This window comes from Aliiroseovarius halocynthiae (genome assembly GCF_007004645.1).
GTDB lineage: Bacteria > Pseudomonadota > Alphaproteobacteria > Rhodobacterales > Rhodobacteraceae > Aliiroseovarius > Aliiroseovarius halocynthiae.
The window spans coordinates 209,663-230,534 of sequence record NZ_ML660019.1; the positions used below are offsets into that span (position 1 = coordinate 209,663).

Sequence of the window (20,872 nt, forward strand, 5' to 3'; positions counted from 1 at the left end):
ACGCATGTCCGGACACGGCCCCGCCATCCCCATGACCGCCCGCAAATCCGGCCCCCTAAAAGGCGAGGCCCGTGTGCCCGGCGATAAGTCGATCAGCCACCGGTCGCTAATCTTGGGTGCGATGGCCGTGGGCGAGACCCACATTACCGGCCTTCTGGAAGGCGAAGACGTGCTGGGAACGGCAGACGCGATGCGTGCTTTTGGCGCGGATGTGGAACGATTGGGCGACGGCGAATGGCGTGTGAACGGCGTCGGCGTCGGCGGTTTTGCTGAACCCGAGGATGTGATTGACTGTGGCAATGCTGGAACGGGCGTGCGTTTGATCATGGGGGCGATGGCGACCTCTCCGATCACAGCGACGTTTACCGGCGACGCGTCCCTGCGCTCGCGTCCGATGGGGCGTGTGACCGACCCGATCGCGCTTTTCGGCGCGCAAAGCTATGGCCGTGACGGTGGCCGCATTCCGATGACAATCGTCGGTGCGCGTGAACCGGTTGCGGTGACCTACACAACGCCCATGGCCTCGGCGCAGGTGAAGTCGGCTGTGCTTCTGGCGGGCCTGAACGTGCCCGGCAAAACCGTCGTGATCGAAAAAGAAGCCACACGCGACCACACCGAGCGGATGTTGGCAGGCTTCGGAGCCGAGATCACGGTCGAAGACACCGATGAAGGCCACAAGATCACTCTGACCGGTCAGCCCGAGTTGAAGCCGCAGACAATCACCGTCCCGCGCGATCCAAGCTCGGCTGCCTTCCCGGTCTGTGCCGCGCTGATCGTGCCAGGCTCGGACGTGTTGGTGCCGAATATCGGCCTAAACCCAACCCGAGCGGGTCTGTTCTATACCCTGCAAGACATAGGTGCGGATCTGACCTTTGAAAACGAACGCGTCGAGGGCGGCGAGCCGGTCGCAGACCTGCGTGCAAAATACTCGCCCAACATGAAGGGGATCGAGGTTCCGGCGGAACGCGCCGCGTCCATGATCGACGAATATCCCATTTTGTCCGTGGTGGCGTCCTTCGCGACTGGCAAAACAGACATGCCCGGCGTGCACGAGCTGCGCGTGAAGGAAAGCGACCGGATCGACGCTATGGCCAAAGGTCTGCGTGCCGCTGGCGTCACCGTGGATGAAGGCGAGGATTGGTGGAGCGTCGAGGGCCTGGGCCCCGACGGAGTTCCCGGCGGTTGCACCGTTGCCACCGTTCTGGATCACCGCATCGCGATGAGCTTTGCCTGCCTTGGCTTTGCATCGCGAAAGCCCATCAATCTGGACGATGGCGGCCCCATCGCCACCAGCTTCCCGGTGTTCGAGCCGCTGATGTCGGGGCTTGGCGCTCAGATCGTACGGTCGAACGGGTAGAGTGATCTCTGAAATCCGGTAGTTTCGTCAGATGAATTGCGCGCCGGATTTTTCGAGCGTGTCACGCGCCTTGGCGTTTGCTTTCGGAAGCGCTCCTAGAAGCCCATCTGAAATCAGCGAGACCTTGTAGCCACGCGCCAAAGCGGCCTGCGCGGTTTTGTTCACGCAAAAGGCAGTGTCCAGACCGGCGATCTGCAGGTGTCCGATATTCAGTTGCGCCAATAGCGTGTCGAGGCTGCCCGTTTCAAATCCGTCTTGAACGCGCTTTACGACCTCATGTTGCCCTAACTGCGCAAAGGGCGCCGCCATCTGTGTGCCGGGGTGTCCTGCAATTCCCTGACCCTTCATGAAGATCTTCGCAAACGCCTTGGTGGACGGTTGGCTCCACTCCTGACGGATCACTACGACGGGAAAGCCATTCTCTTCGGCGGCCTGTGCAGCCTCGCTTATTGCAAGGGCTGCATGTGCTTTTTGCTCTTCGGAATACTGCCCACCGTTCCAAAAATCTTCTTGCAGGTCGATCAGCAGCAGTGCGGTGCCCGGGCGGATTTCAATGGGTTGCCCCTGCGTGACGATGCCAATCCTGCGAAGGGTGAGTAAGGCCCAAAGAAAAGCAGCGATAACGATGATCGATGCGGCCCAGATATACATCATGACGGAGGTCCCAATCTGCTGTGGCAATGGCGCGCAACACGCAGGGCGGTCGCAATGTCATCGGCGCTCAATCCATCGGTCAGTTCAGACAGTATCGCGCCTTCCTTTTCGAGGATGCGAGTGATCTGATCGAGCCCGGATTTAGTCAGGGCAATCAGCGGCGATCGTGCGTGACGTGGGTTCTTTTGTTTTTCCGCCAGGCCGACCTTGATGGTGTCGTTTACCATCAGCTGAACATACTGGCGCTGGATTTCCAATTTGAAGGCAATATCGGGCACGGTTTGTGGGCCGTGTTCGGTCAATGCCTCCAGCACAGCCCGCATTCGTACAGTTAGCCCTGTGCCTTGCAGATCGGATTCTATTCTGGCTTCGATGCGCTGCATAAGGGGGCGCGATAGCCAGAGAAGGGATTTTAAGTCAGTCATGATGGGATTAATAATGTCATATTGACAGTAGTAATGTCAATATGAAGCCTTTCTTTTGCAACTCCAATTTGCGATGCAGCAATGACCAAAGGAGGAAACGCCATGCCATTTACTGTTGCAATCGACGGCCCGGCCGCAGCTGGCAAGGGTACGGTGTCAAAAGCTGTTGCCGCGCATTTTGGTTTTGCGCATCTGGACACAGGGCTGCTTTACCGCGCGGTTGGGGCAAAGGTCTTGGAAGGTGCAGATCCGGTTGAGGCCGCGCAATCTTTGACGCCCGCGGACATGCAAGGTGATCTGCGCACGCCCGATGTCGCTCAGGCGGCATCGAAGGTTGCTGTAATTTCTGAAGTTCGCGCCGCGCTTGTGGATTTCCAACGCAATTTCGCTGCCCGTGATGGCGGCGCGGTGCTGGACGGGCGCGACATTGGCACCGTGATTTGCCCGGATGCGGATGTAAAGCTGTTCGTCACCGCAAGCGCAGAGGTCCGCGCCGAGCGCCGCTTTCTGGAGCTGTCCGCAAAAGATCACGATGTCAGCCGTGACCAAGTTCTGGCGGACGTGATTGCACGTGACAAACGCGACAGCGAACGGAAAGAGGCACCGCTGAAGCCTGCCGAAGACGCAGTGATCATCGACACGTCTGACTTGTCGATCGAGGGTGCAGTGGCACTGGCCGTCGCGCAAATCGCCTCTAAGCGCTGAAACTCTCTTCACCACACTGTGCATCGCATGTGACATCCGAGGTGGCTATTGTTGACCCAATCGGAGGTCAGCTGATGCGCTTTGCCAATTTCCTTGTTCTTGCTGTATGCCTTGCAATTGTCAGTCCCATGCAATTGTCAGCGCAGGTCCAAAGCGAACCGCCCATGACATATGAGCGGATTGGACGGATTTTGGCGGCCATCGACCCCGACCTTCAGCCGCAGGGGAACGGGTTTCAGATGGTCATCGGAGGGGTGCCGATGATTGTAATTACCGACCCTGCGGCTGATCGCATGCGCGCGATGGTTCGGATCGGACCCGCTGGTGCGATGGATGACGCCTTGATGCAGCGGATGCTGCAAGCCAATTTCGACGCTGTGCTGGACGCGCGCTATGCGGTTGCGGGCGGGCAGATCTGGTCGACTTTTATCCATCCGCTATCTCCGCTTGAAACGCGGCAATTGGTATCCGCTTTGACCCAGACGGTCGTTGCCGCCCAAAGCTTTGGAACGGCATTCACGGGTGGCGGTGTGCAGTTCGGCGGTGGTGACAGCAACGCGTTGCAGCAAGAGTTGATTGATCAGCTTCAGAAGAAGGGTATCCCGCTGTAGCGCACGGAATGCCCTTGATTTACAGGCAGAATCCCCGTAAATCCCGCCCTGTCGACAAGGTGCAATTGCCGCGACACAGGGAAAGACAGGCAGGGTCGAGGTTTCGGCCCTCTTTGTTTTGCGTCTAACCTGTTGACCAAATTGGGAAATCCAAGACCGGCGGAGACAACCGCTCGGCCCGTGAAAATGACTGTAAAGGAATGAAACGCCACATGGCTAACGCAACCATGGAGGAATTCGAAGCCCTCCTTAACGAAAGCTTCGAAATGGACACCCCGGACGAGGGTTCGGTTGTCAAAGGTAAAGTCATCGCTGTTGAAGCTGGCCAAGCCATCATCGACGTCGGCTATAAAATGGAAGGCCGCGTTGATCTGAAAGAATTCGCAAACCCGGGTGAAGCCCCTGAAATCGCCGTTGGCGACGAAGTGGAAGTCTACCTGCGCGCGGCTGAAAACGCCCGCGGCGAAGCCGTCATCTCGCGCGAGATGGCCCGCCGTGAAGAAGCATGGGACCGCCTGGAAAAAGCATACGCAGACGATGCACGCGTCGAAGGCGCGATCTTCGGGCGCGTCAAAGGCGGCTTCACCGTCGATCTGGGCGGCGCTGTTGCGTTCCTGCCCGGCTCGCAGGTTGACGTACGCCCCGTACGTGACGCTGGCCCGCTGATGGGTCTGAAGCAACCGTTCCAGATCCTGAAAATGGACCGTCGCCGTGGCAACATCGTTGTATCGCGTCGCGCTATCCTGGAAGAAAGCCGTGCCGAACAGCGCGCCGAAGTCATCGGCAATCTGTCGGAAGGCCAAGCAGTTGACGGCGTGGTCAAGAACATCACCGAATACGGTGCGTTCGTTGATCTGGGCGGCGTTGACGGCCTGCTGCACGTCACCGACATGGCATGGCGCCGTGTGAACCATCCTTCCGAGATCCTGACGATCGGCGAAACCATCAAGGTTCAGGTCATCAAGATCAACAAAGAAACCCACCGCATCAGCCTGGGCATGAAGCAGTTGCAAGACGATCCGTGGGATCTGGTTGCTGCCAAGTACCCGCTGGAATCGGTGCACACTGGCCGCGTGACCAACATCACCGACTATGGTGCATTCGTAGAGCTGGAGCCCGGTGTCGAAGGTCTGGTACACGTTTCCGAAATGTCGTGGACCAAGAAGAACGTACACCCCGGCAAGATCGTGTCGACAAGCCAAGAAGTCGAAGTCATGGTTCTGGAAATCGACGGCGCCAAGCGTCGCGTGTCTCTGGGCCTGAAGCAGACCATGCGCAACCCGTGGGAAGTGTTTGCAGAAACTCACCCCGAGGGCACCGAGGTCGAAGGCGAAGTCAAGAACATCACCGAATTCGGTCTGTTCATTGGTCTCGACGGCGAAATCGACGGCATGGTTCACCTGTCGGACATCTCGTGGGACGAGCGTGGCGAAGAAGCTATCCAGAACTTCAAGAAGGGCGACATCGTCAAAGCTGTTGTTTCGGAAGTTGACACCGACAAAGAGCGTATCTCGCTGTCGATCAAAGCCCTGGACGGCGATCCCTTCGCGGAAGCTGTTGGCGGCGTGAAGCGCGGCTCGATCATCACTGTTGAAGTGACTGCAATCGAAGATGGCGGCATCGAAGTCGAGTATGAAGGCATGAAATCCTTCATCCGTCGTTCGGACCTGTCGCGTGACCGCTCTGAACAGCGCCCCGAGCGTTTCCAGGTTGCTGACAAGCTGGACGTTCGCGTGACCAATGTTGACGCGAAATCGCGTCGTCTGGGTCTGTCGATCAAAGCACGTGAAATCGCGGAAGAGAAAGAAGCCGTAGAACAGTATGGTTCGTCGGATTCGGGTGCGTCGCTGGGTGATATCCTGGGTGCAGCTCTGAAGCAGGACTAAGTCCTCACGCCTGAAAATTTTGGAACGGCCCTGCGCATTGCGTGGGGCCGTTTCGCTTTCAAGCCCTACGAATCATGGTGTCAGGGATGATGCCAAGCAGCCAGAGTTTCCAGATCAGCAACGATGTGCATTTGCAGCATCGGATTTTTCACGCAGAAAATGGCAGAAATTTGTTTAATTTCCCCCAACTTGCGTCCTAAGGCTTGTATCCACAGCTTTGGTTTGCTCCTATATTCGACAGAATAAGGATGCAAAATCCATTAGATAGGCCAATTTGGGGGGACCAGAATGATCCGGTCTGAACTGATCCAGAAGATCGCGGATGAAAATCCGCACCTTTATCAACGTGATGTTGAGCGCATTGTGAACACCATTTTTGAAGAGATCATTGAAGCCATGGCTCGTGGCGATCGGGTCGAACTGCGCGGCTTTGGCGCATTTTCTGTGAAGAAAAGAGATGCTCGTATCGGGCGTAACCCGCGCACGGGCGAGTCGGTTGAAGTTGAAGAAAAGCACGTTCCTTTTTTCAAGACCGGAAAGCTTCTGCGGGACCGGCTGAACGGCAAGTAAGAGGATCCAAATGCGGTACATCCGTTACGCCTTTTTGGCAGCCCTTGGTGTTGTGTTGATCACGGTGGCGCTGGCCAACCGTGGGTCTGTGACGTTGAATATTCTGCCTGGCGAGCTATCGGGCTTCCTTGGGTGGAGCTGGTCTATCACTCTGCCCCTATTTGTCATCATTTTCGGCAGCGTGGTCTCTGGGATTCTCATCGGGTTCGTTTGGGAATGGCTGCGCGAGCACAAGCTGCGCGCGGAAGGGGCCCGAAGCCGTCGTGAGCGCGACCAGTTGGCCCGCGAGGTGAAATCCCTGCGCGAACCTGCAACCCGCACCGGTGACGACGTGTTGGCCCTGCTGGACAAGACCAGCTAAATCGCATGAGCATTTCAGTAAAGATCTGTGGGCTGAAAGACCCCGCACAGCTTGCGGCTGCAGTTGATGCAGGTGCGCGGTATATCGGCTTTAACTTCTTTCCCAAAAGTCCACGTTCGGTAACGGTCGACCAGGCCGCTGCGCTGATGCTGGACGTTCCCATGGGGGTGGCCAAAGTCGCGCTGGTGGTGAACATGGAAGATGCCGAGATCGACAAGATCGTGAACGGGACGACGGCGGACATGATCCAGCTGCATGGCGCGGAAAGCCCAGAACGCGTGGCCGAGGTCAAGGCGCGTTTCGGTTTGCCTGTGATCAAAGCAATCGGCATTGCTGGCCCTGAGGATACAGCGCAGATTGACCTTTATGCCGGGGTTGCCGATCAGCTGTTGATTGACGCTAAGGCGCCGAAAGGTGCAGATCTGCCGGGTGGCAATGGCGTGCCTTTCGACTGGCGGTTGGTACAACGCAAATACTGGCCCTGCCCGTGGATGCTGGCGGGCGGTCTGACCCCTGACAACGTGGCCGAGGCCATCCGCCTGACGGGGGCCAAGCAGGTTGATGTGTCATCGGGCGTGGAAACCGCGCCTGGGGTGAAAGATCCCGCACTGGTAAAAACTTTCATTGCGAACGCACATACCGCAACGCCCTAATTGCACAGTCAACTCGTCCCTGTTGGGCAGAAAAACCGCTGGAAAACCACGCCCCCCCAATCTATGCAGGTGTGAAATGCGCAGAGCGGGGGGCAGCATGGCCAACGATCTTTTTAACAGCTTCATGAATGGTCCTGACGAAAAGGGACGGTTTGGCGATTTCGGTGGGCGCTTCGTGTCCGAAACCCTGATGCCGCTGATCCTTGACCTCGAGGCCGAGTACGAGAAGGCCAAGACCGACGACAGTTTCTGGGCCGAGATGAACGATCTGTGGACACATTACGTCGGTCGCCCCAGCCCGCTTTACTTTGCCGAAGGGCTGACCAAGCATCTTGGCGGCGCCAAGGTCTATATGAAACGTGACGAGCTGAACCACACAGGCGCGCACAAGATTAACAACGTGCTGGGGCAGATCCTGCTGGCCCGCCGCATGGGTAAGACTCGTATTATTGCGGAAACGGGTGCTGGTCAGCACGGCGTTGCCACGGCAACCGTCTGCGCGAAGTTCGGTCTGAAATGCATCGTCTATATGGGCGCGCATGACGTGAAGCGTCAGGCGCCGAACGTCTTCCGTATGCGTCTGCTTGGGGCCGAAGTTGTGGCTGTTGAAAGTGGTCGTGGCACATTGAAAGACGCAATGAACGACGCGCTGCGCGACTGGGTGACGAATGTGGCCGACACGTTCTATTGCATCGGCACCGCGGCGGGTCCGCACCCTTATCCGGCGATGGTGCGCGACTTCCAGTCGATCATCGGCAAGGAAGCCAAAGAGCAGATGATGAAAGCCGAAGGCCGTCTGCCCGACACGCTCATTGCGGCCATTGGCGGTGGTTCGAACGCTATTGGCCTGTTCTACCCTTTCCTTGACGATAAGTCGGTGAACATCATTGGCGTCGAAGCCGGCGGCAAGGGCGTGAATGACGATATGGAGCACTGCGCCTCCCTGACCGGCGGCCGCCCCGGCGTGCTGCATGGCAACCGCACCTTCCTGTTGCAAGACGACGATGGGCAGATTCTAGATGGTTATTCGATCTCGGCGGGATTGGACTATCCGGGGATCGGGCCTGAACACAGCTGGCTGCACGAGATTGGGCGCGCTGAATACGTGGCGATCACCGACAAGGAAGCGCTGGACGCGTTCCAGCTGTGCTGCTCGACCGAGGGCATCATTCCCGCGCTGGAACCCTGCCACGCGCTGGCCCACGTGACGAAGATCGCGCCGACGCTGCCCAAGGATCACATCATCTGCATGAATATGTGTGGACGGGGTGATAAGGACATCTTCACCGTCGCCAAGTATCTGGGGTTTGACATGTCAGATACTGAAGGCCGCGACGCGGACTAAATCTTTCCGAGAGTTTAGGTTTGTATGAAGCTGCCGCGCTGTCATGGGTGCGGCAGCTTTTCTATTTCGTATTGATTATGGACTCTGGAGCAGACCGATATGCGCCGTGGGCTATCGCGCTTCGACCTCTGCTGCGATGCGCCGGAATATTGCGATGTTGTTGTCGTTTACGCCGTCACCACGGAACCCGCGATCGGCACTGTTAAGGGCGATCACGACGCCGCGGGCCTTGTCGATATAGATATACTGTCCATAAATGCCGCGCGCGTAATATTCGCCCTCGGTTGCGTCCGGAGCCATCCACCACTGGTACCCGTATTGTTCGTTTCCGTTGGCCGTTGGCGCTGATGGGCGGGTCGATGCTGCGATCCAATCGGTAGGCACGATTTGTTGTCCGTTCCACACGCCGTCTTGGCGAAACATCTCTCCGAACCGGGCATAGTCGCGGGTCGTCAGGTTCAGCCCGCCCAAGACAAATGCGACGCCATATCCGTCGGTCAGGTAATAGGGATCCGCCTCAAGCCCCATCGGGGCGATGACATGCTCTTGCAGAAGGTCTGGAATGCTACGCCCGGTCGCGCCGCGCACCACCATCCCGATCACATGCGTGTCGATCGAAACATATTGCCATGTCTCACCCGCAGGCGCAAAACTGTCCTGAAGCCCAGCCGCAAATTGATCCATTGACCGCCCCAATGCCAATACACGGCCCATGCGGTTGATGTCGGAATTGAAGTCCAGATAATCCTCGTTAAACACGACGCCAGACGCCATGTTCAGCACGTTTCGCACGCTTGCGCCCGCATATGCGCTGCCCCTCAGTTCTGGGGCGTATGTTTCGACCGGATCGTCCAAAGATGCGATGGCACCTTGCTCTAGCATGATGCCCACCAAGGCAGACAAATAGCTTTTCGCCATGGACCAACTGATCCGCCGGTCATCCGGCCCGGTGCCAAGGTAATAGCTTTCATGGCGCAGCTGCCCGTCTTTTAGCACCACCAACCCAGTGACCGCGCGATCCTTGATCCAGGTGTTCACTGTCTCATCCGGCGACCAGTTTCCCCCCGCGGGCAATGGGGCAACCGACCCATCCCCACGTGACATGCTGCGCGTCAAAAATGCGCTATCCATGTTGGAAAAGTTGCCCACGATCTTTTCTTCCGAGAACAGAGAATTCACTGCAAGAAGCCGGGTGATCTGTTCGCGTTTCCAAAGACCCGCAAGGATCAGAAGCACGAAAAGGGCAAGAATGGTGCGGAAAAGGTATTTCAAGACAGTACGCATGTGGCCTCCGATGTTCGAAAGCTAGGGTGCCGTCCAATCCACCCAGCGTCCATGAAAATCTACCCGACCAAACGTCAACTTGCGCCCCTCGGGCCATAAGGTCAGGGTGATGGCTGCACCCGGCGCGTCTTGCTCATCCGCCTCCATCGAAAGATGAGCGATGGGCCCGCGCTGCGCGGCAGTCTCGATGGCTGCTAAGCAGCGATCTTGTGTTGCGGGTGGAAAATATTGCCAAGCAATCGTGTGATAGATCAGGGTCAGATGATCCTGCGCGACATTTTTCAACTGCGCTTCAAGCCATTCGGCCGCATCGCCCTGATCCACATGCGCGTCAAAAATCGCGGCGGCGGCGCGACTGCGCGCCAACCGCTCGGGCTGGTCCGCCCACAGGTATGACGACATGCGCAAAAGGTCGTCCGGGTCCGTGATGTCCATCGGCATCAGGTCAACGCCGCGCCGCGACAGGACTGTTGGCAATGCGCCTGTGGGCAGATCTGCCCGCCAGTCCGGCGTCAATAATACTGGTGCATCCTCTGGCCCCAACTGCCCGTCACCCACCTGCAATGCGAAGCGATCCCACATCAGGTTCAATCCTGCGCTCGCCCCCAACTCGTATACGCGCATGGGCAAGTCGTATTGCGCCGCCAACCAATGCCCCATCGAAATCATCACCGCCGCGCGTCTCACTTCATTGGTTTGCGGGGGCAAGTCCAGCCATTGGTTCAGGACATCTGCGTGATCTGACAAGGCTACGTTCAACGCCGCTGAAAGCTGATCATCGTTTGGTGTCGGATTGGCGGGATAGGCGGTCACCAGCGGGGCGCAGTTCCCGGTCAAAACAAGCGCGTGCAATCCTGCCAGAAAGCGCAGCGGCAGGGATTGCCCACTTGGCCCCAGATCCCCCGGCCAGTCGAACATCCGATCTGTCAGGGGTGTTCCGGGGCGTAGGGATTGGGCAAGCAGATCCAATACGCGCGCCGTAAACGGGGATCCCAGCTGCCGGTTGCTTTCCGCCTGATAGGTGAACGCGTCACGCAAGCTCATGAGAACTTGTCCATCAGCTTCTGAAGCGGGCTGCGTGTGTCTTCGGGCTTGGCCGCTGCAGGTTGCGGACGTGGTTGCGGTGGTTCCTTCTTCTTAGATTTCGGGGCAGCGTCGGGGGCATTGCCGCCAGAAGAACGCGGCGGGTTCACACGCCGGCCGATGGCATTCATGAACTTCCCGCTATCGCCTGCGGCCAGGTCCGCCGCTCCGTCCGAGCATCCGCGCAGCACGTCATCCAGCCAGTCCTGATCCGCCTTTGCAAAGTCACGTAGCACGAACGAGGCAACGGCCGCCTTGTTGCCGGGATGACCAATGCCCATGCGTACTCGCTGATAGTCGGCCCCAATATGGGCATGGATTGACCGAAGGCCGTTATGGCCCGCATGCCCCCCTCCGGTCTTCACGCGGCACTTGCCAGGGGCCAGGTCCAGTTCGTCGTGGAACACGACCACATCATCCGGGGTCAGTTTGTAAAACCGCATCGCCTCGCCCACGGATTGGCCCGAGAGGTTCATAAAGGTTTCCGGTCGCAACAGGATGACCTTCTGGGACCCCAGCTTGCCTTCGCTGACACTGCCCTGAAACTTGCCGCGCCATGGTGAAAAGCCGTGGTCATCTGCAATGCGCTCGACAGCCATGAAGCCAATATTGTGCCGGTTTCCTGCGTATTTAGCACCCGGGTTTCCAAGCCCTACGAACAGTTTCATTTACCGTTATTCCTTCTGGACATCGGGCCCGTAACCCGAAATTATCATTTTCGGTAATCTACTTGGCCTGATCAGGCGTGGCAAATGCCTTGATGTAATCGGTCACCCATGGGGAAACGCATGCCGCAATTCAAACTGGATGGGCTGATCCTTAAGATCCCTCGGAACTGCATGAATGACAATATTCAAGAGGCGATCAATCTTGGTCAATACGAGCAAAATGAAACGAAAGCTCTGCATCGGCATATCACACCGGATGATCGTGTTTTAGATCTTGGTGGTGGCGTAGGGTATATCGCGCTTCAAGCCGCCCGCATTGTTGGGGCTCAGAATGTAACAACAGTTGAAGCCAGCCCGGCCATGCATAAGGCCATCGGCGATAATGCCGAGAAAAACGGCCTTGATGCCTTGCGTGTCGTACACGGGGCGGTCGTGCCGGATAGCCATAAAGGTGATGCCGTGCAGTTCGAGGTTTTGCCGGGGTTTTGGGCCTCGTCTATTGCAGCCGAGGGGGGCAAGAAAAAGAAGGCGTCGACGCTGGTCGACGTTCCGGCGTTGAAATTCGGAGAGCTGCAGACGCGCTCGATGCCGACCGTGATTTCGATGGATATCGAAGGGGCTGAACTTGACTTGGCTCAATGCGTGTGGCGACCCGAGGTGCGGATTGTGATTATGGAGGTTCACCCAAATAGATATGGGCTACACGCTCTGAGACAGCTGGTCAGCAGCATGTTCGCAAATGGATTTGGCCCAATGCCTTGGGGAACTCGGGGCAGCGTTATGGTGTTCACGCGACTGGACGCTCCAACCGGGCAATAAAAAACGGGGCCCCGAAGGACCCCGTTTCACACAGTCTTTGAGGAAGATGTTTATTCTTCAGCCGCAGCGGCTTCTTCTTCGCCTGCTTCTTCGGTTGCATCACCGTCATCCGACGAACGCAGCGAGCTGGGCGCCGAGATGTTGGCGATGACGAAGTCACGGTCAACAGTGGTTTTGGCACCTTCCGGCAGGGTCACATCCGAGATGTGGATCACGTCGCCGACGTCTTTGCCGGCCAGATCAACAACGATCTTCTCGGGGATCTCGCCAGCCAGAACGTTCAGTTCAACTTCCGGACGCACGATGGTCAGAACGCCACCACGCTTCAGGCCGGGGGCTTCTTCTTCGTTCTCGAATTCGACGTGGATGAACAGGCTGATCCGGCTGGTGCGGCGCAGGCGCATCAGGTCCAGGTGGGTCGGCAGGTCTTTTACAACGTCACGCTGTACGTTGCGGCAGATCACGCGGACATCTTCCTGGCCGTCGATCTTCAGGTTCCACAGGGTCGACAAGAAACGACCGGCCTTCAGCTTTTTGAACAGCTCGTTGAAGGGGATGTTGATCGCAAGCGGCTCTTCGCCACCGCCGTAAACGATACCCGGTACCAAGCCTTCGCGGCGAGCTTGACGAGCGGCCCCCTTGCCTGTCCCCGTACGTACCGTGGCTTCAAGATTCGGAATCTCACGTGCCATTGGTTTTCTCCATATTCAATTAGGTGCGGGAATCCTCCAAGGGTGTAAGCCCCGCAGTGAAGCCGTGCCTATAGACTGGATCGGTCCAGTTGAAAAGGGAATTATGCGTCATTTGCGTGGTTTTATTGGTGTTCCACGCGCCTCTGGACCATGTTGCGTTGTTCTTGCGCCATTTTCGCTTGGATCGCGTTGATTGCAGAATTTCGCCCAAAGGCTTGCCTGGTTTCGGCCAAACGCTCTTCATGATCCGCGAGGGCTTGCGCAAGCTGCACATTCAGTTGTTTTACTTGAGCCTGAGCCTGCTTTTGCCAGTGGTCAAAGTGCCCACTGGACAAGGCTGGATTCTGACCGCTTTCAACATCATACCCTGGAAGCGCACCCAGCCGTTCGCGCAAATCCGTGATCTGTTTTTCCAGACCCGCAATCCGGGCTGACGTGTTGGACAGTTCGGCCATGGCGCGGTCCAGTATCAGCGCTGTCAGGTCGGAAAGTTGTGACGATGGCGATGACATGTCAGCTCCTGAATGATTTCTTTGCACGCTGACGCATTTTCTCGGCAAATCGGATGGCTGCGGCGACGGCCTGATATTGATCGGACGGTATCTCGCGACCGATTTCGACAGTGGCATGAAGCGCGCGCGCGGTGGGTGGATCGCGATGGATGGGCACGCCATTTTCTGATGCGATTTCGCGAATGCGGGCCGCAACTTCGTCGACGCCTTTTGCGACGCAGATTGGGGCTTCGCCCGGAAGGCGAGACCATTTCAGCGCAACAGCATAATGGGTTGGGTTGACCACAATTACGTCCGCGTCTGGGACGTCCTGCATCATCTGATTTGTCGCGATGTCATAGGCTTTTTGGCGGCGTTGGCCTTTCATATGCGGATCGCCTTCATTCTGCTTGATCTCGTCCATCAGCTCTTTGTGTGACATTCGGTTTTTGCGTAGATGTTCCTGATGCTGCCACAGATAATCGATCCCGCCGATGATCATCGCGACCAACAACACAATGGCAAAGAACTCGATCGAAAGGTCCATCAACAGGACCGAAACCATACCGGGGGTCAACGCCAGCGCGGCCAGCATTTCCGGTAGGTTGACCCAGATGAAGACGCCAAGGATGACTCCATAGATCGACAGTTTGACAAAGCTCTTGAAAAACTCGAACAGACCCGAGCGGCCGAATTTGTTTTTGGCGTTGGACAGCGGAGAGATGCGGTTCAGTTTCGGCATCAGCTTTTCCGGCGATACGACGAAGCTGCGCGTTACAATGGACAGACCCAATACGGCAATCATGGGCAACACCAGCCACGGGGTTAGCCGCCATGCGATCGAGGTCATGGCGTTCGCCAGCACCGGACCAGCCTGCCCATGAAATGCATGATGCGCCAGTTGATCCGATCGCTCGATCATACTGGCAAGTATCGTGCCAATCCCCGTCATCGTCGATGCTCCAAGGGCCGTGGCCAGCAGAAGAAGGACCATATAAGACATGGCCGTGTTCAGATCTGAAGATCGCGGAACCTCGCCTCGTTTTCGGGCATCATCCAGTTTCTTCTGCGTTGGTTCGTGTTGCTTGCTGTCGTCGTCTTCGTCCGCCATCACCACCCCGCAAATGGATTGTGAAGCAGGGCATCGAAGGCGCGCTGCCAGATGGGAAGAAGCACCGGCGTCGTAACGGCCAAAAGGATCAATCCCCCTGCCGTAATGGCGGGCGCGCCGACGAAAGCCACCATCAATTGCGGCATGGCGCGGTTGATGACGCCAAGTGCCACATTGTACAGAAGCGAAACGATGACAAAGGGCGCAGCTAAGGTGAACGCAAACCCAAACGCCCGCGCGATATGCGAGATCCCCCAGTCCGAGAACCCCTGCGCATCTGGAAGGTCTCCCACTGGAAAGATCTGATAAGACATAATAAATCCTTCAACGATCCGCACATGCAGACCCAGCATTACTGCAAGCGCTAGCCCCGCAATGGTCAGGACATGCCCGATGGCAGGTTGCGGGTCCGAACTGTTGCCCCCCATCAGTTGCGCAAGCGAAGTGGATTGCGCTGCGATGCTGCCCGCGATCTGCAGCGAGACGACCGCCAAACGAAGGGCTATTCCGAACCCCAGCCCGACGATCGGTTCACTCATCAGGTAAATTGGTGATGTCAGGGTGCCGATTGACGCGTCCACCCCGGAAGCCACGGCAGGCGAGACGATGATTGTGAAGGCCAGCCCGATGAACAGGCGGACCCGCGCGGGTACCATGGTTTCACCGAAAGCAGGCAACAAAGCCATCGCCGCGCCGACACGCAAAAACACGACGAAGCCCAGCAGGAAGAAAGCCTGAGACTGGGTCATGATTTGAGCGAGCTGTTCGTTCATGCAGGCACCAAACCAACAAGTGATGGGCGTGCTTCTGTCCCGATTTCTTCGAAGGATAGAACGGGGTTGGCAATGCCTTTGGCCGATAGCACCGTTCGCAAGAACCTGCGCCGACGCGATGATGTAACGACAGCAGGATAAATCCCGGTTTCGCCTGCGCGCGCTATCTTATCGGCCACGGCGTTGGCCAGCCGGTTGAATTCTTCTGGGGGCAGTGCCACTTCGCCGCGGTCGGGATCTAATTGATGGGATTGGAAGCAGGTTTCCCATTCCGGGGCCAGCTGGACCAAGGGAATGGTCCCGTCCTCGCGTTTTAGCTCGGCCAGAAGTTGGAAATTCAGCCGCTGCCTGACGTGGTCGCAGATGGCCTCGGGCGTGCCCAGTACCGGCCGTGCTTCTGCCACGCTTTCCAAAATAACAGGTAAGTTTCGGATCGAGACCCGCTCTTCCAACAGCAGGCGCAGGACGGTGTGCAGAAGATCAAGTGGCACCTTATCTGGCACCAATTCGTCGAGAAGGCGCCGATTGGCTTCGGCGCGGGTTGGGTCAGACAGGTTCACAAATTCGTCCAGCAACCGGCGCAGTGCCTTCAGGCCCAAAAGACGTGGGAAATTCTGTTTCATCACCTCCAGAAGGTGCGTTGCCAGTACCTCGGTTGGCGAGACGACGGCGCACCCGGCCAGCGCGGCTTGTTCCTGATCGTTTTCCGCAATCCATCGGGCAGGGGCCTGATAGACGGGTTCCAGCACATCCTCACCATCAGGAAGCAAAGCCGCATCGCCGCTGAGTATGATCAGTGCCTTATCGGGCTCCAATCTGTTGCGTGCCTGCTCGACACCCTGAATTTTAATGGAATAGGTGCCTGCAGGAAGGGCACCGTTATCCGTCAGTCGAATTTCAGGCAAGATCAAACCGAACGAGCTGGCTGTATGGTTGCGAATGCTGGAAATCCGGGCATCCAGACCCGTTGCAGGATCCAGTACCATCGCGACCAGATCGGTTGCGAACTCGACATGAATGTCATCCAAATCAAGAATGTCACCAATGCTTTCCCCGGCCGGCTCTTGGGGGGCATCTTGCGACTGCTCTGCCACATTTGACGCTGCTTGCTCTTGCTGTTTTGCGGCCCACCACGCGGCGGAGCCCAGGGCTGCAGCCCCCAGGATGAACGGGATAAATGGCAGGCCGGGGACAAGGCCGAACAGCGCCATCAGGAACGCCACCGTGGCCAGGGCGGATGGGTGTTTGCCAAACTGCGAAAACATCGCCAGATCGGTTGAACCAGAGGTGCCGCCCCGCGCGAGCAGAAGCGCGGATGCGATCGAGATGATGACGGCTGGGATCTGCGTAACCAATCCATCTCCGACAGTCAGAATGGCATAGGTTTGGAATGCAGATGACAGATCCATCCCGTGGATAACCACGCCGATGATTAATCCCATGACAAGGTTTAGAAACGTGATCAGAAGCCCTGCAACCGCATCGCCCTTCACGAATTTCGAGGCCCCATCCAACGAACCAAAGAACGTGGTTTCGGCCTGTTCTCGTTCGCGGCGCGCCTTTGCTTCGGCGTGGTCGATAGCGCCCGCCGACATGTCACTGTCGATGGCCAGCTGTTTGCCCGGCATGCCGTCCAACGCAAAGCGCGCGCCGACTTCTGCCATGCGGGTCGCGCCTTTGGTGATCACAATGAAATTGACGATCAACAGCACACAGAACACAACAAGCCCAAGCAATATACTGCCGCCCATCACGAAACTTGCGAAACCTTCGATCACGCTGCCGGCGGCGGATGTGCCCGTGTGTCCGTTGCCGATGATCAGCTTGGTGGAGGACACATTCAGCGACAGGCGAAGCATCAACGATGCCAGAAGTACCGTTGGAAAGGCCGAGAAATCCAAGGGGCGCTCGATGAATAGCGTGACGGTGAACATCAAAATGGCCAGAGCGAAGGATGCGGCTAGGCCAAGGTCCAATACCCAAGCTGGCATGGGCAAGATCATCATTACGATGATGGCCATCAAGGCCAAGGCCAATAAGATAGTCGGACGGAAAATGTCTTTGGCACTTTGCATTATCATTATCGGACGGCCATCGCCCACGGGCCTATGCTTCCGGCCCTTGGAGGTGCCGTTGGGCAGATCTGCCCTTCCGGGGCGGAGTGATGGCTCAGGCTAGTGAGCCGAATCTTGAGTGTGCCAACCAGGGTCATATAAGCGCATTTCTTGCTGCAGAATTTCTGCCAACGTAGAAGATTACACTTAACGATCAGTTACCTGAGTTCGGTGATCGCCGGGACTATGCTTAGCAGTTCATCCAATGCCGCGCGCGTTTCACCGCTGCTGTCGAGAATGTTCTGATACGTTTGCAAGTCGGTGCCTGCATCTGTCTCAGAGATCTCTGGTGTGGTGCTCAGAAGTGTTTGTATCTCTTTTGATACTGCCGACCCTGAAAGGTTGAGGTTGTATTGCATGTTTTGCGTGCGACCGACAGTCGTGACCGCCGTTGCTGCTGTTCGCCCCATTGCAATGCGTCGCAAGGAACTCGCGGACTCATTGTTTAAACCGGAGAGATATCCAATCGCTACATTCGGTTTATTCTGCTCGAGTGCAATTTCGGCCAGAAATTCGCGCGTGGCCCTGTTGGGAACATCATCATTTGACAGAACGAGACGTCGGGCTTGTTCTGTAAACCCAAGGCTTTTCATTCGGTGAGCCATCGCAAGTTTCGGCTTCGCGGGCAATGTGTCCCAGTCTTCGCGTGTCAGGCCATGCGTAAGAAATTCAGCGTCCGACCCAACCGACACGAGATAGCGGGCTGCGTCTGCAAGCAAGCTTGGAGTGGGCGTGCCTTTGCTGGAAAGATCCATCAATGAAAACGCCTGCGAGAAGCGCCCCATGTGAAATAGCGACCTAATATGAAGCCGCTGTAGCTCTGGACCTTCTTCGTTGCCTTTGTACTCGAAGGCGATAGATGCCAATAGGGAAAGCTCGGTGTCTGAAATGCCGTCACCTGTTTGTAGTTTGCTTTGGATGAGCGCGGCAATGGCTGGCTTAGTCTCTGACAGACTAGACTGGATCGTATCCGACAGTTCTTGGTGGGCTTGATCAGAGAGTCCCTGTGCCAAGCTGATATCGGCATCTAATACGGTTGTGTCATCCGGTACCGCCCGAATTGACCGTTTCGCAATGTTGCGGATTTCGATAGCGGTTTCCACGCGGCTGGCGTTTAAGAACTTTCTCGCCAAAGTGGGTGCTAAATATTTGCGCAGATGCGGCGGGAGCTCGGAGAAGCTTCTTAGAACAGCTTGGATGTTCACACGATCAGGCAGCTTTGGCTGTGCTAACGCGGACCATAGCGCCCCGCGCGTATTGCACATAATCTGAGGAGACCATATCGTGAACGACGAAGCTTCTCCGTTCTCTATTACTTCAGCCATCATGCGAAGAATGCCGGCATCCGGCAAATCGTCCCCGTAACTATCTATCAATTGCAATGCTTCCAAACCAAGCGTCAGGTAAATCATTCGGCGAATATGAGATACCAGAAGATCAGCGTCGGGCTGGTCGAACTCGCCTAGATAGTTTGATGTCTCAAACACAGGTGCATCCGTTTCGGATTTATAGATGCCCCAGCTGGCAATATCGAACTGTTCGTCAGGTAAGCAGGCTTGTTCCGTTGATGCAATCTCGCGGCCACCATTTTGATCCGAACGGGCCTGATCAATCGCAGTTTGCATGCGAACATGCTGGTCTGGGGTGGTCGGAAGCTGGGGAGCAGTGTCGATTGCTGTCTCAGAGGGTAGCGGTGCGACAATCTCTTTGATCTCTGGCAGTTCGATATCGGCGTCAACTAATCCCTGTGATGCCGCCTGCGAGAGCTGTTCTAGCAGAGCCCGACCGTCGATTGCAGAGTGATTTTGAGATGGAACAAGCTGTGTTCCTTTGTGATTCTGTGCAGTAGTTTCCGTCCTATCGTCGCTGATTGGTTCTTCGTGACTGATTGGTGCCGTGAATAGCGGCAAGCTGGCGCGCAACTTTGATGCGTCAAGCCTCCCGTTCCCGATGTGCTGCAGTGCTGCCTGCGCATGAGATCCATTCGGATCTGGCCCATCAACGATGTCGAGAACCAATTGCCCAGTTGGCAAGCGAAACTCTTTGATGTGGCAGTCACACCCCTGATGAATTGCCAGCGTCCCTGTTTCGATCACGGTCAGATCTTTGATGCGGTCCCGATCGATTAACTCGAACGCACGTGACAGATTGAAGTCGCCGGGGTCTGACGTGATGGAAAGAAGGTATCCGCCGCCTGTGTCCTCAACTACGTATGTGTCTGAAGGTTTGGTATAGATGACCAATCGCGTAAAGCCTTTGTGCTCACCCGAGCGGACGGCAATGTTGCGGGCCTGCGCAGGCAATGCCATGAACCAGACAACAGCGAGAAGCAGAGGCCAGATCCTCATGCCGCAGCTTTCTTAACTTCTTTCAGTGCGTCTTCAAGTTCAGAGAAACTGGGGCGGTGTGAGCCGGGGGTGTTCTGGCGCCCAACTTCGATGCAGATATTAACTGAGTGATTGTAAAGGTTGGCAACCAACACCTCGCGGATGAGCTGATAGAAATGCGCGTCTTCCTCGGTGACCGCCTTTACTTTGGCCGAGAATGGCCCCACCAACCCATAAGCCAGAAACACACCAAGGAAGGTGCCAACCAAAGCGCCGCCGATCATCTTGCCCAAAATTTCCGGGGGTTGGTCAATGGAACCCATGGTTTTGATAACACCAAGCACAGCCGCAACGATGCCCAAGGCGGGAAGGCCATCGGCCATGGATTGCAGGGCGTGGCTGGAATGCAGCGCATGGTGAAGATTTGCCTCCATGCGTTTCTCCAACACCTCTTCGACTTGATGGGGATCATCATAGTTCATGGATGCTGAACGCAGGGTGTCGCAAATCAGTTCAATCGCTTCCTTATCTTCAAGAATCTTTGGATAGCGTTGGAAAATCGGGCTGTCTTCCGGGGCTTCAATATGTTCTTCCAAGGCCACAGCGTTCTGACGTGCTTGGCGGATCAATTCGAACAGAAGGCACAGCAGATCGCGATAGTCCTCGTGCAACCACTTTGGGCCTTTGAACACCTTCTTCACGTCTTTAATTGTGTGCTTGATTGACGCCATGTCGTTGGAAATCACGAATGCGCCGGCAGCGGCTCCACCGATCATCGTAAACTCGAATGGAAGTGATTTGAGGATGATCCCCATTTTGCCGCCTGCGGCAAGATAGCCACCGAAGACCATTACAAAGATCAGGGCAATACCAACAAAGCCAATCATGACACACCTTTGTTATTTCAAGCTTAATCACCCTTGTCTTCGCATGACAGGGTTAA

Annotated in this window: 21 protein-coding genes; 9 read left to right on the top strand and 12 right to left on the bottom strand. The window is 56.6% G+C overall.

The features are described from left to right. The first annotated feature begins 4 nt into the window (after window positions 1–4). On the top strand, window positions 5–1,357 hold the full coding sequence (gene aroA, locus FIL88_RS01105; protein WP_142851981.1) for a 3-phosphoshikimate 1-carboxyvinyltransferase: 1,353 nt from the start codon (window positions 5–7) through the stop codon (window positions 1,355–1,357). A gap of 27 nt (window positions 1,358–1,384) precedes the next feature. Here aroA and FIL88_RS01110 read toward each other — a convergent pair whose 3' ends face one another. Together FIL88_RS01110 and FIL88_RS01115 are read right to left on the bottom strand one after the other, a co-directional pair. Continuing rightward, window positions 1,385–2,011: a cysteine hydrolase family protein gene (locus FIL88_RS01110; protein WP_142851982.1), complete on the bottom strand. Its 627-nt coding sequence runs from the start codon at window positions 2,009–2,011 to the stop codon at window positions 1,385–1,387. Then, window positions 2,008–2,394, bottom strand: coding sequence for a MarR family winged helix-turn-helix transcriptional regulator (locus FIL88_RS01115; RefSeq protein WP_246066579.1), 387 nt, complete (start codon window positions 2,392–2,394; stop codon window positions 2,008–2,010). The genes FIL88_RS01110 and FIL88_RS01115 overlap by 4 nt, the downstream gene beginning before the upstream one ends. A gap of 144 nt (window positions 2,395–2,538) precedes the next feature. Here FIL88_RS01115 and FIL88_RS01120 point away from each other — a divergent pair, with 144 nt between their 5' ends. From FIL88_RS01120 to trpB, 7 genes are all read left to right on the top strand, one after another. Continuing rightward, window positions 2,539–3,141: a (d)CMP kinase gene (locus tag FIL88_RS01120; RefSeq protein ID WP_142851984.1), complete on the top strand. Its 603-nt coding sequence runs from the start codon at window positions 2,539–2,541 to the stop codon at window positions 3,139–3,141. Between the two features lie 41 nt (window positions 3,142–3,182). Beyond that, window positions 3,183–3,752: a hypothetical protein gene (locus FIL88_RS01125; protein ID WP_246066580.1), complete on the top strand. Its 570-nt coding sequence runs from the start codon at window positions 3,183–3,185 to the stop codon at window positions 3,750–3,752. Between the two features lie 200 nt (window positions 3,753–3,952). Continuing rightward, complete coding sequence (rpsA, locus tag FIL88_RS01130; RefSeq protein WP_281281273.1) at window positions 3,953–5,638, top strand: 30S ribosomal protein S1; 1,686 nt, start codon at window positions 3,953–3,955, stop codon at window positions 5,636–5,638. Between the two features lie 288 nt (window positions 5,639–5,926). After that, window positions 5,927–6,208, top strand: a complete 282-nt coding sequence (ihfB, locus tag FIL88_RS01135; protein ID WP_142851987.1) for an integration host factor subunit beta — start codon at window positions 5,927–5,929, stop codon at window positions 6,206–6,208. A gap of 10 nt (window positions 6,209–6,218) precedes the next feature. Then, window positions 6,219–6,569, top strand: coding sequence for a LapA family protein (locus FIL88_RS01140; protein WP_142851988.1), 351 nt, complete (start codon window positions 6,219–6,221; stop codon window positions 6,567–6,569). A 5-nt stretch (window positions 6,570–6,574) separates the two neighbouring features. Then, entirely contained in the window at window positions 6,575–7,222 is a 648-nt protein-coding gene (locus FIL88_RS01145; RefSeq protein WP_142851989.1) for a phosphoribosylanthranilate isomerase, read from the top strand. 97 nt (window positions 7,223–7,319) lie between these two features. Further along, complete coding sequence (gene trpB, locus FIL88_RS01150) at window positions 7,320–8,567, top strand: tryptophan synthase subunit beta (RefSeq protein ID WP_142851990.1); 1,248 nt, start codon at window positions 7,320–7,322, stop codon at window positions 8,565–8,567. Between the two features lie 111 nt (window positions 8,568–8,678). Here the strand turns inward: trpB and FIL88_RS01155 are convergent, their stop codons facing one another. Genes FIL88_RS01155 through pth form a run of 3 tightly spaced genes read right to left on the bottom strand, consistent with a single transcriptional unit; the run spans window position 8,679 to window position 11,602 of the window. Next, on the bottom strand, window positions 8,679–9,851 hold the full coding sequence (locus FIL88_RS01155; protein ID WP_142851991.1) for a serine hydrolase domain-containing protein: 1,173 nt from the start codon (window positions 9,849–9,851) through the stop codon (window positions 8,679–8,681). Window positions 9,852–9,872: 21 nt separating this feature from the next. Beyond that, window positions 9,873–10,895 (bottom strand): DUF2332 domain-containing protein, encoded by a 1,023-nt coding sequence (locus FIL88_RS01160; RefSeq protein ID WP_142851992.1) that lies wholly within the window; start codon window positions 10,893–10,895, stop codon window positions 9,873–9,875. Next, window positions 10,892–11,602 (bottom strand): aminoacyl-tRNA hydrolase, encoded by a 711-nt coding sequence (pth, locus tag FIL88_RS01165; protein WP_142851993.1) that lies wholly within the window; start codon window positions 11,600–11,602, stop codon window positions 10,892–10,894. Before pth ends, FIL88_RS01160 begins: the two co-directional genes overlap by 4 nt. A gap of 120 nt (window positions 11,603–11,722) precedes the next feature. Here pth and FIL88_RS01170 point away from each other — a divergent pair, with 120 nt between their 5' ends. Further along, window positions 11,723–12,421 (top strand): FkbM family methyltransferase, encoded by a 699-nt coding sequence (locus FIL88_RS01170; RefSeq protein WP_185960803.1) that lies wholly within the window; start codon window positions 11,723–11,725, stop codon window positions 12,419–12,421. Window positions 12,422–12,471: 50 nt separating this feature from the next. Here FIL88_RS01170 and FIL88_RS01175 read toward each other — a convergent pair whose 3' ends face one another. The 7 genes from FIL88_RS01175 to motA all read right to left on the bottom strand — a co-directional run bounded on the left by FIL88_RS01175 (window position 12,472) and on the right by motA (window position 20,816). Next, window positions 12,472–13,113: a 50S ribosomal protein L25/general stress protein Ctc gene (locus FIL88_RS01175; protein WP_142851995.1), complete on the bottom strand. Its 642-nt coding sequence runs from the start codon at window positions 13,111–13,113 to the stop codon at window positions 12,472–12,474. 122 nt (window positions 13,114–13,235) lie between these two features. Further along, on the bottom strand, window positions 13,236–13,625 hold the full coding sequence (locus FIL88_RS01180) for a hypothetical protein (protein ID WP_142851996.1): 390 nt from the start codon (window positions 13,623–13,625) through the stop codon (window positions 13,236–13,238). Between the two features lies 1 nt (window position 13,626). Beyond that, window positions 13,627–14,715, bottom strand: coding sequence for an EscU/YscU/HrcU family type III secretion system export apparatus switch protein (locus tag FIL88_RS01185; protein ID WP_142851997.1), 1,089 nt, complete (start codon window positions 14,713–14,715; stop codon window positions 13,627–13,629). Next, window positions 14,715–15,464 carry a flagellar biosynthetic protein FliR gene (locus FIL88_RS01190; RefSeq protein ID WP_246066581.1) on the bottom strand — a complete coding sequence of 250 codons (750 nt, stop codon included), beginning with the start codon at window positions 15,462–15,464 and terminating at the stop codon, window positions 14,715–14,717. Before FIL88_RS01190 ends, FIL88_RS01185 begins: the two co-directional genes overlap by 1 nt. 20 nt (window positions 15,465–15,484) lie before the next feature. After that, complete coding sequence (flhA, locus tag FIL88_RS01195) at window positions 15,485–17,509, bottom strand: flagellar biosynthesis protein FlhA (protein ID WP_246066582.1); 2,025 nt, start codon at window positions 17,507–17,509, stop codon at window positions 15,485–15,487. A 251-nt stretch (window positions 17,510–17,760) separates the two neighbouring features. Next, window positions 17,761–19,950: a hypothetical protein gene (locus tag FIL88_RS01200; RefSeq protein ID WP_142852000.1), complete on the bottom strand. Its 2,190-nt coding sequence runs from the start codon at window positions 19,948–19,950 to the stop codon at window positions 17,761–17,763. Then, the gene (gene motA, locus FIL88_RS01205) at window positions 19,947–20,816 is read right to left on the bottom strand and encodes a flagellar motor stator protein MotA (RefSeq protein WP_142852001.1); all 870 of its coding nucleotides are present in this window, start codon (window positions 20,814–20,816) and stop codon (window positions 19,947–19,949) included. The genes FIL88_RS01200 and motA overlap by 4 nt, the downstream gene beginning before the upstream one ends. Window positions 20,817–20,872: the final 56 nt, after the last annotated feature.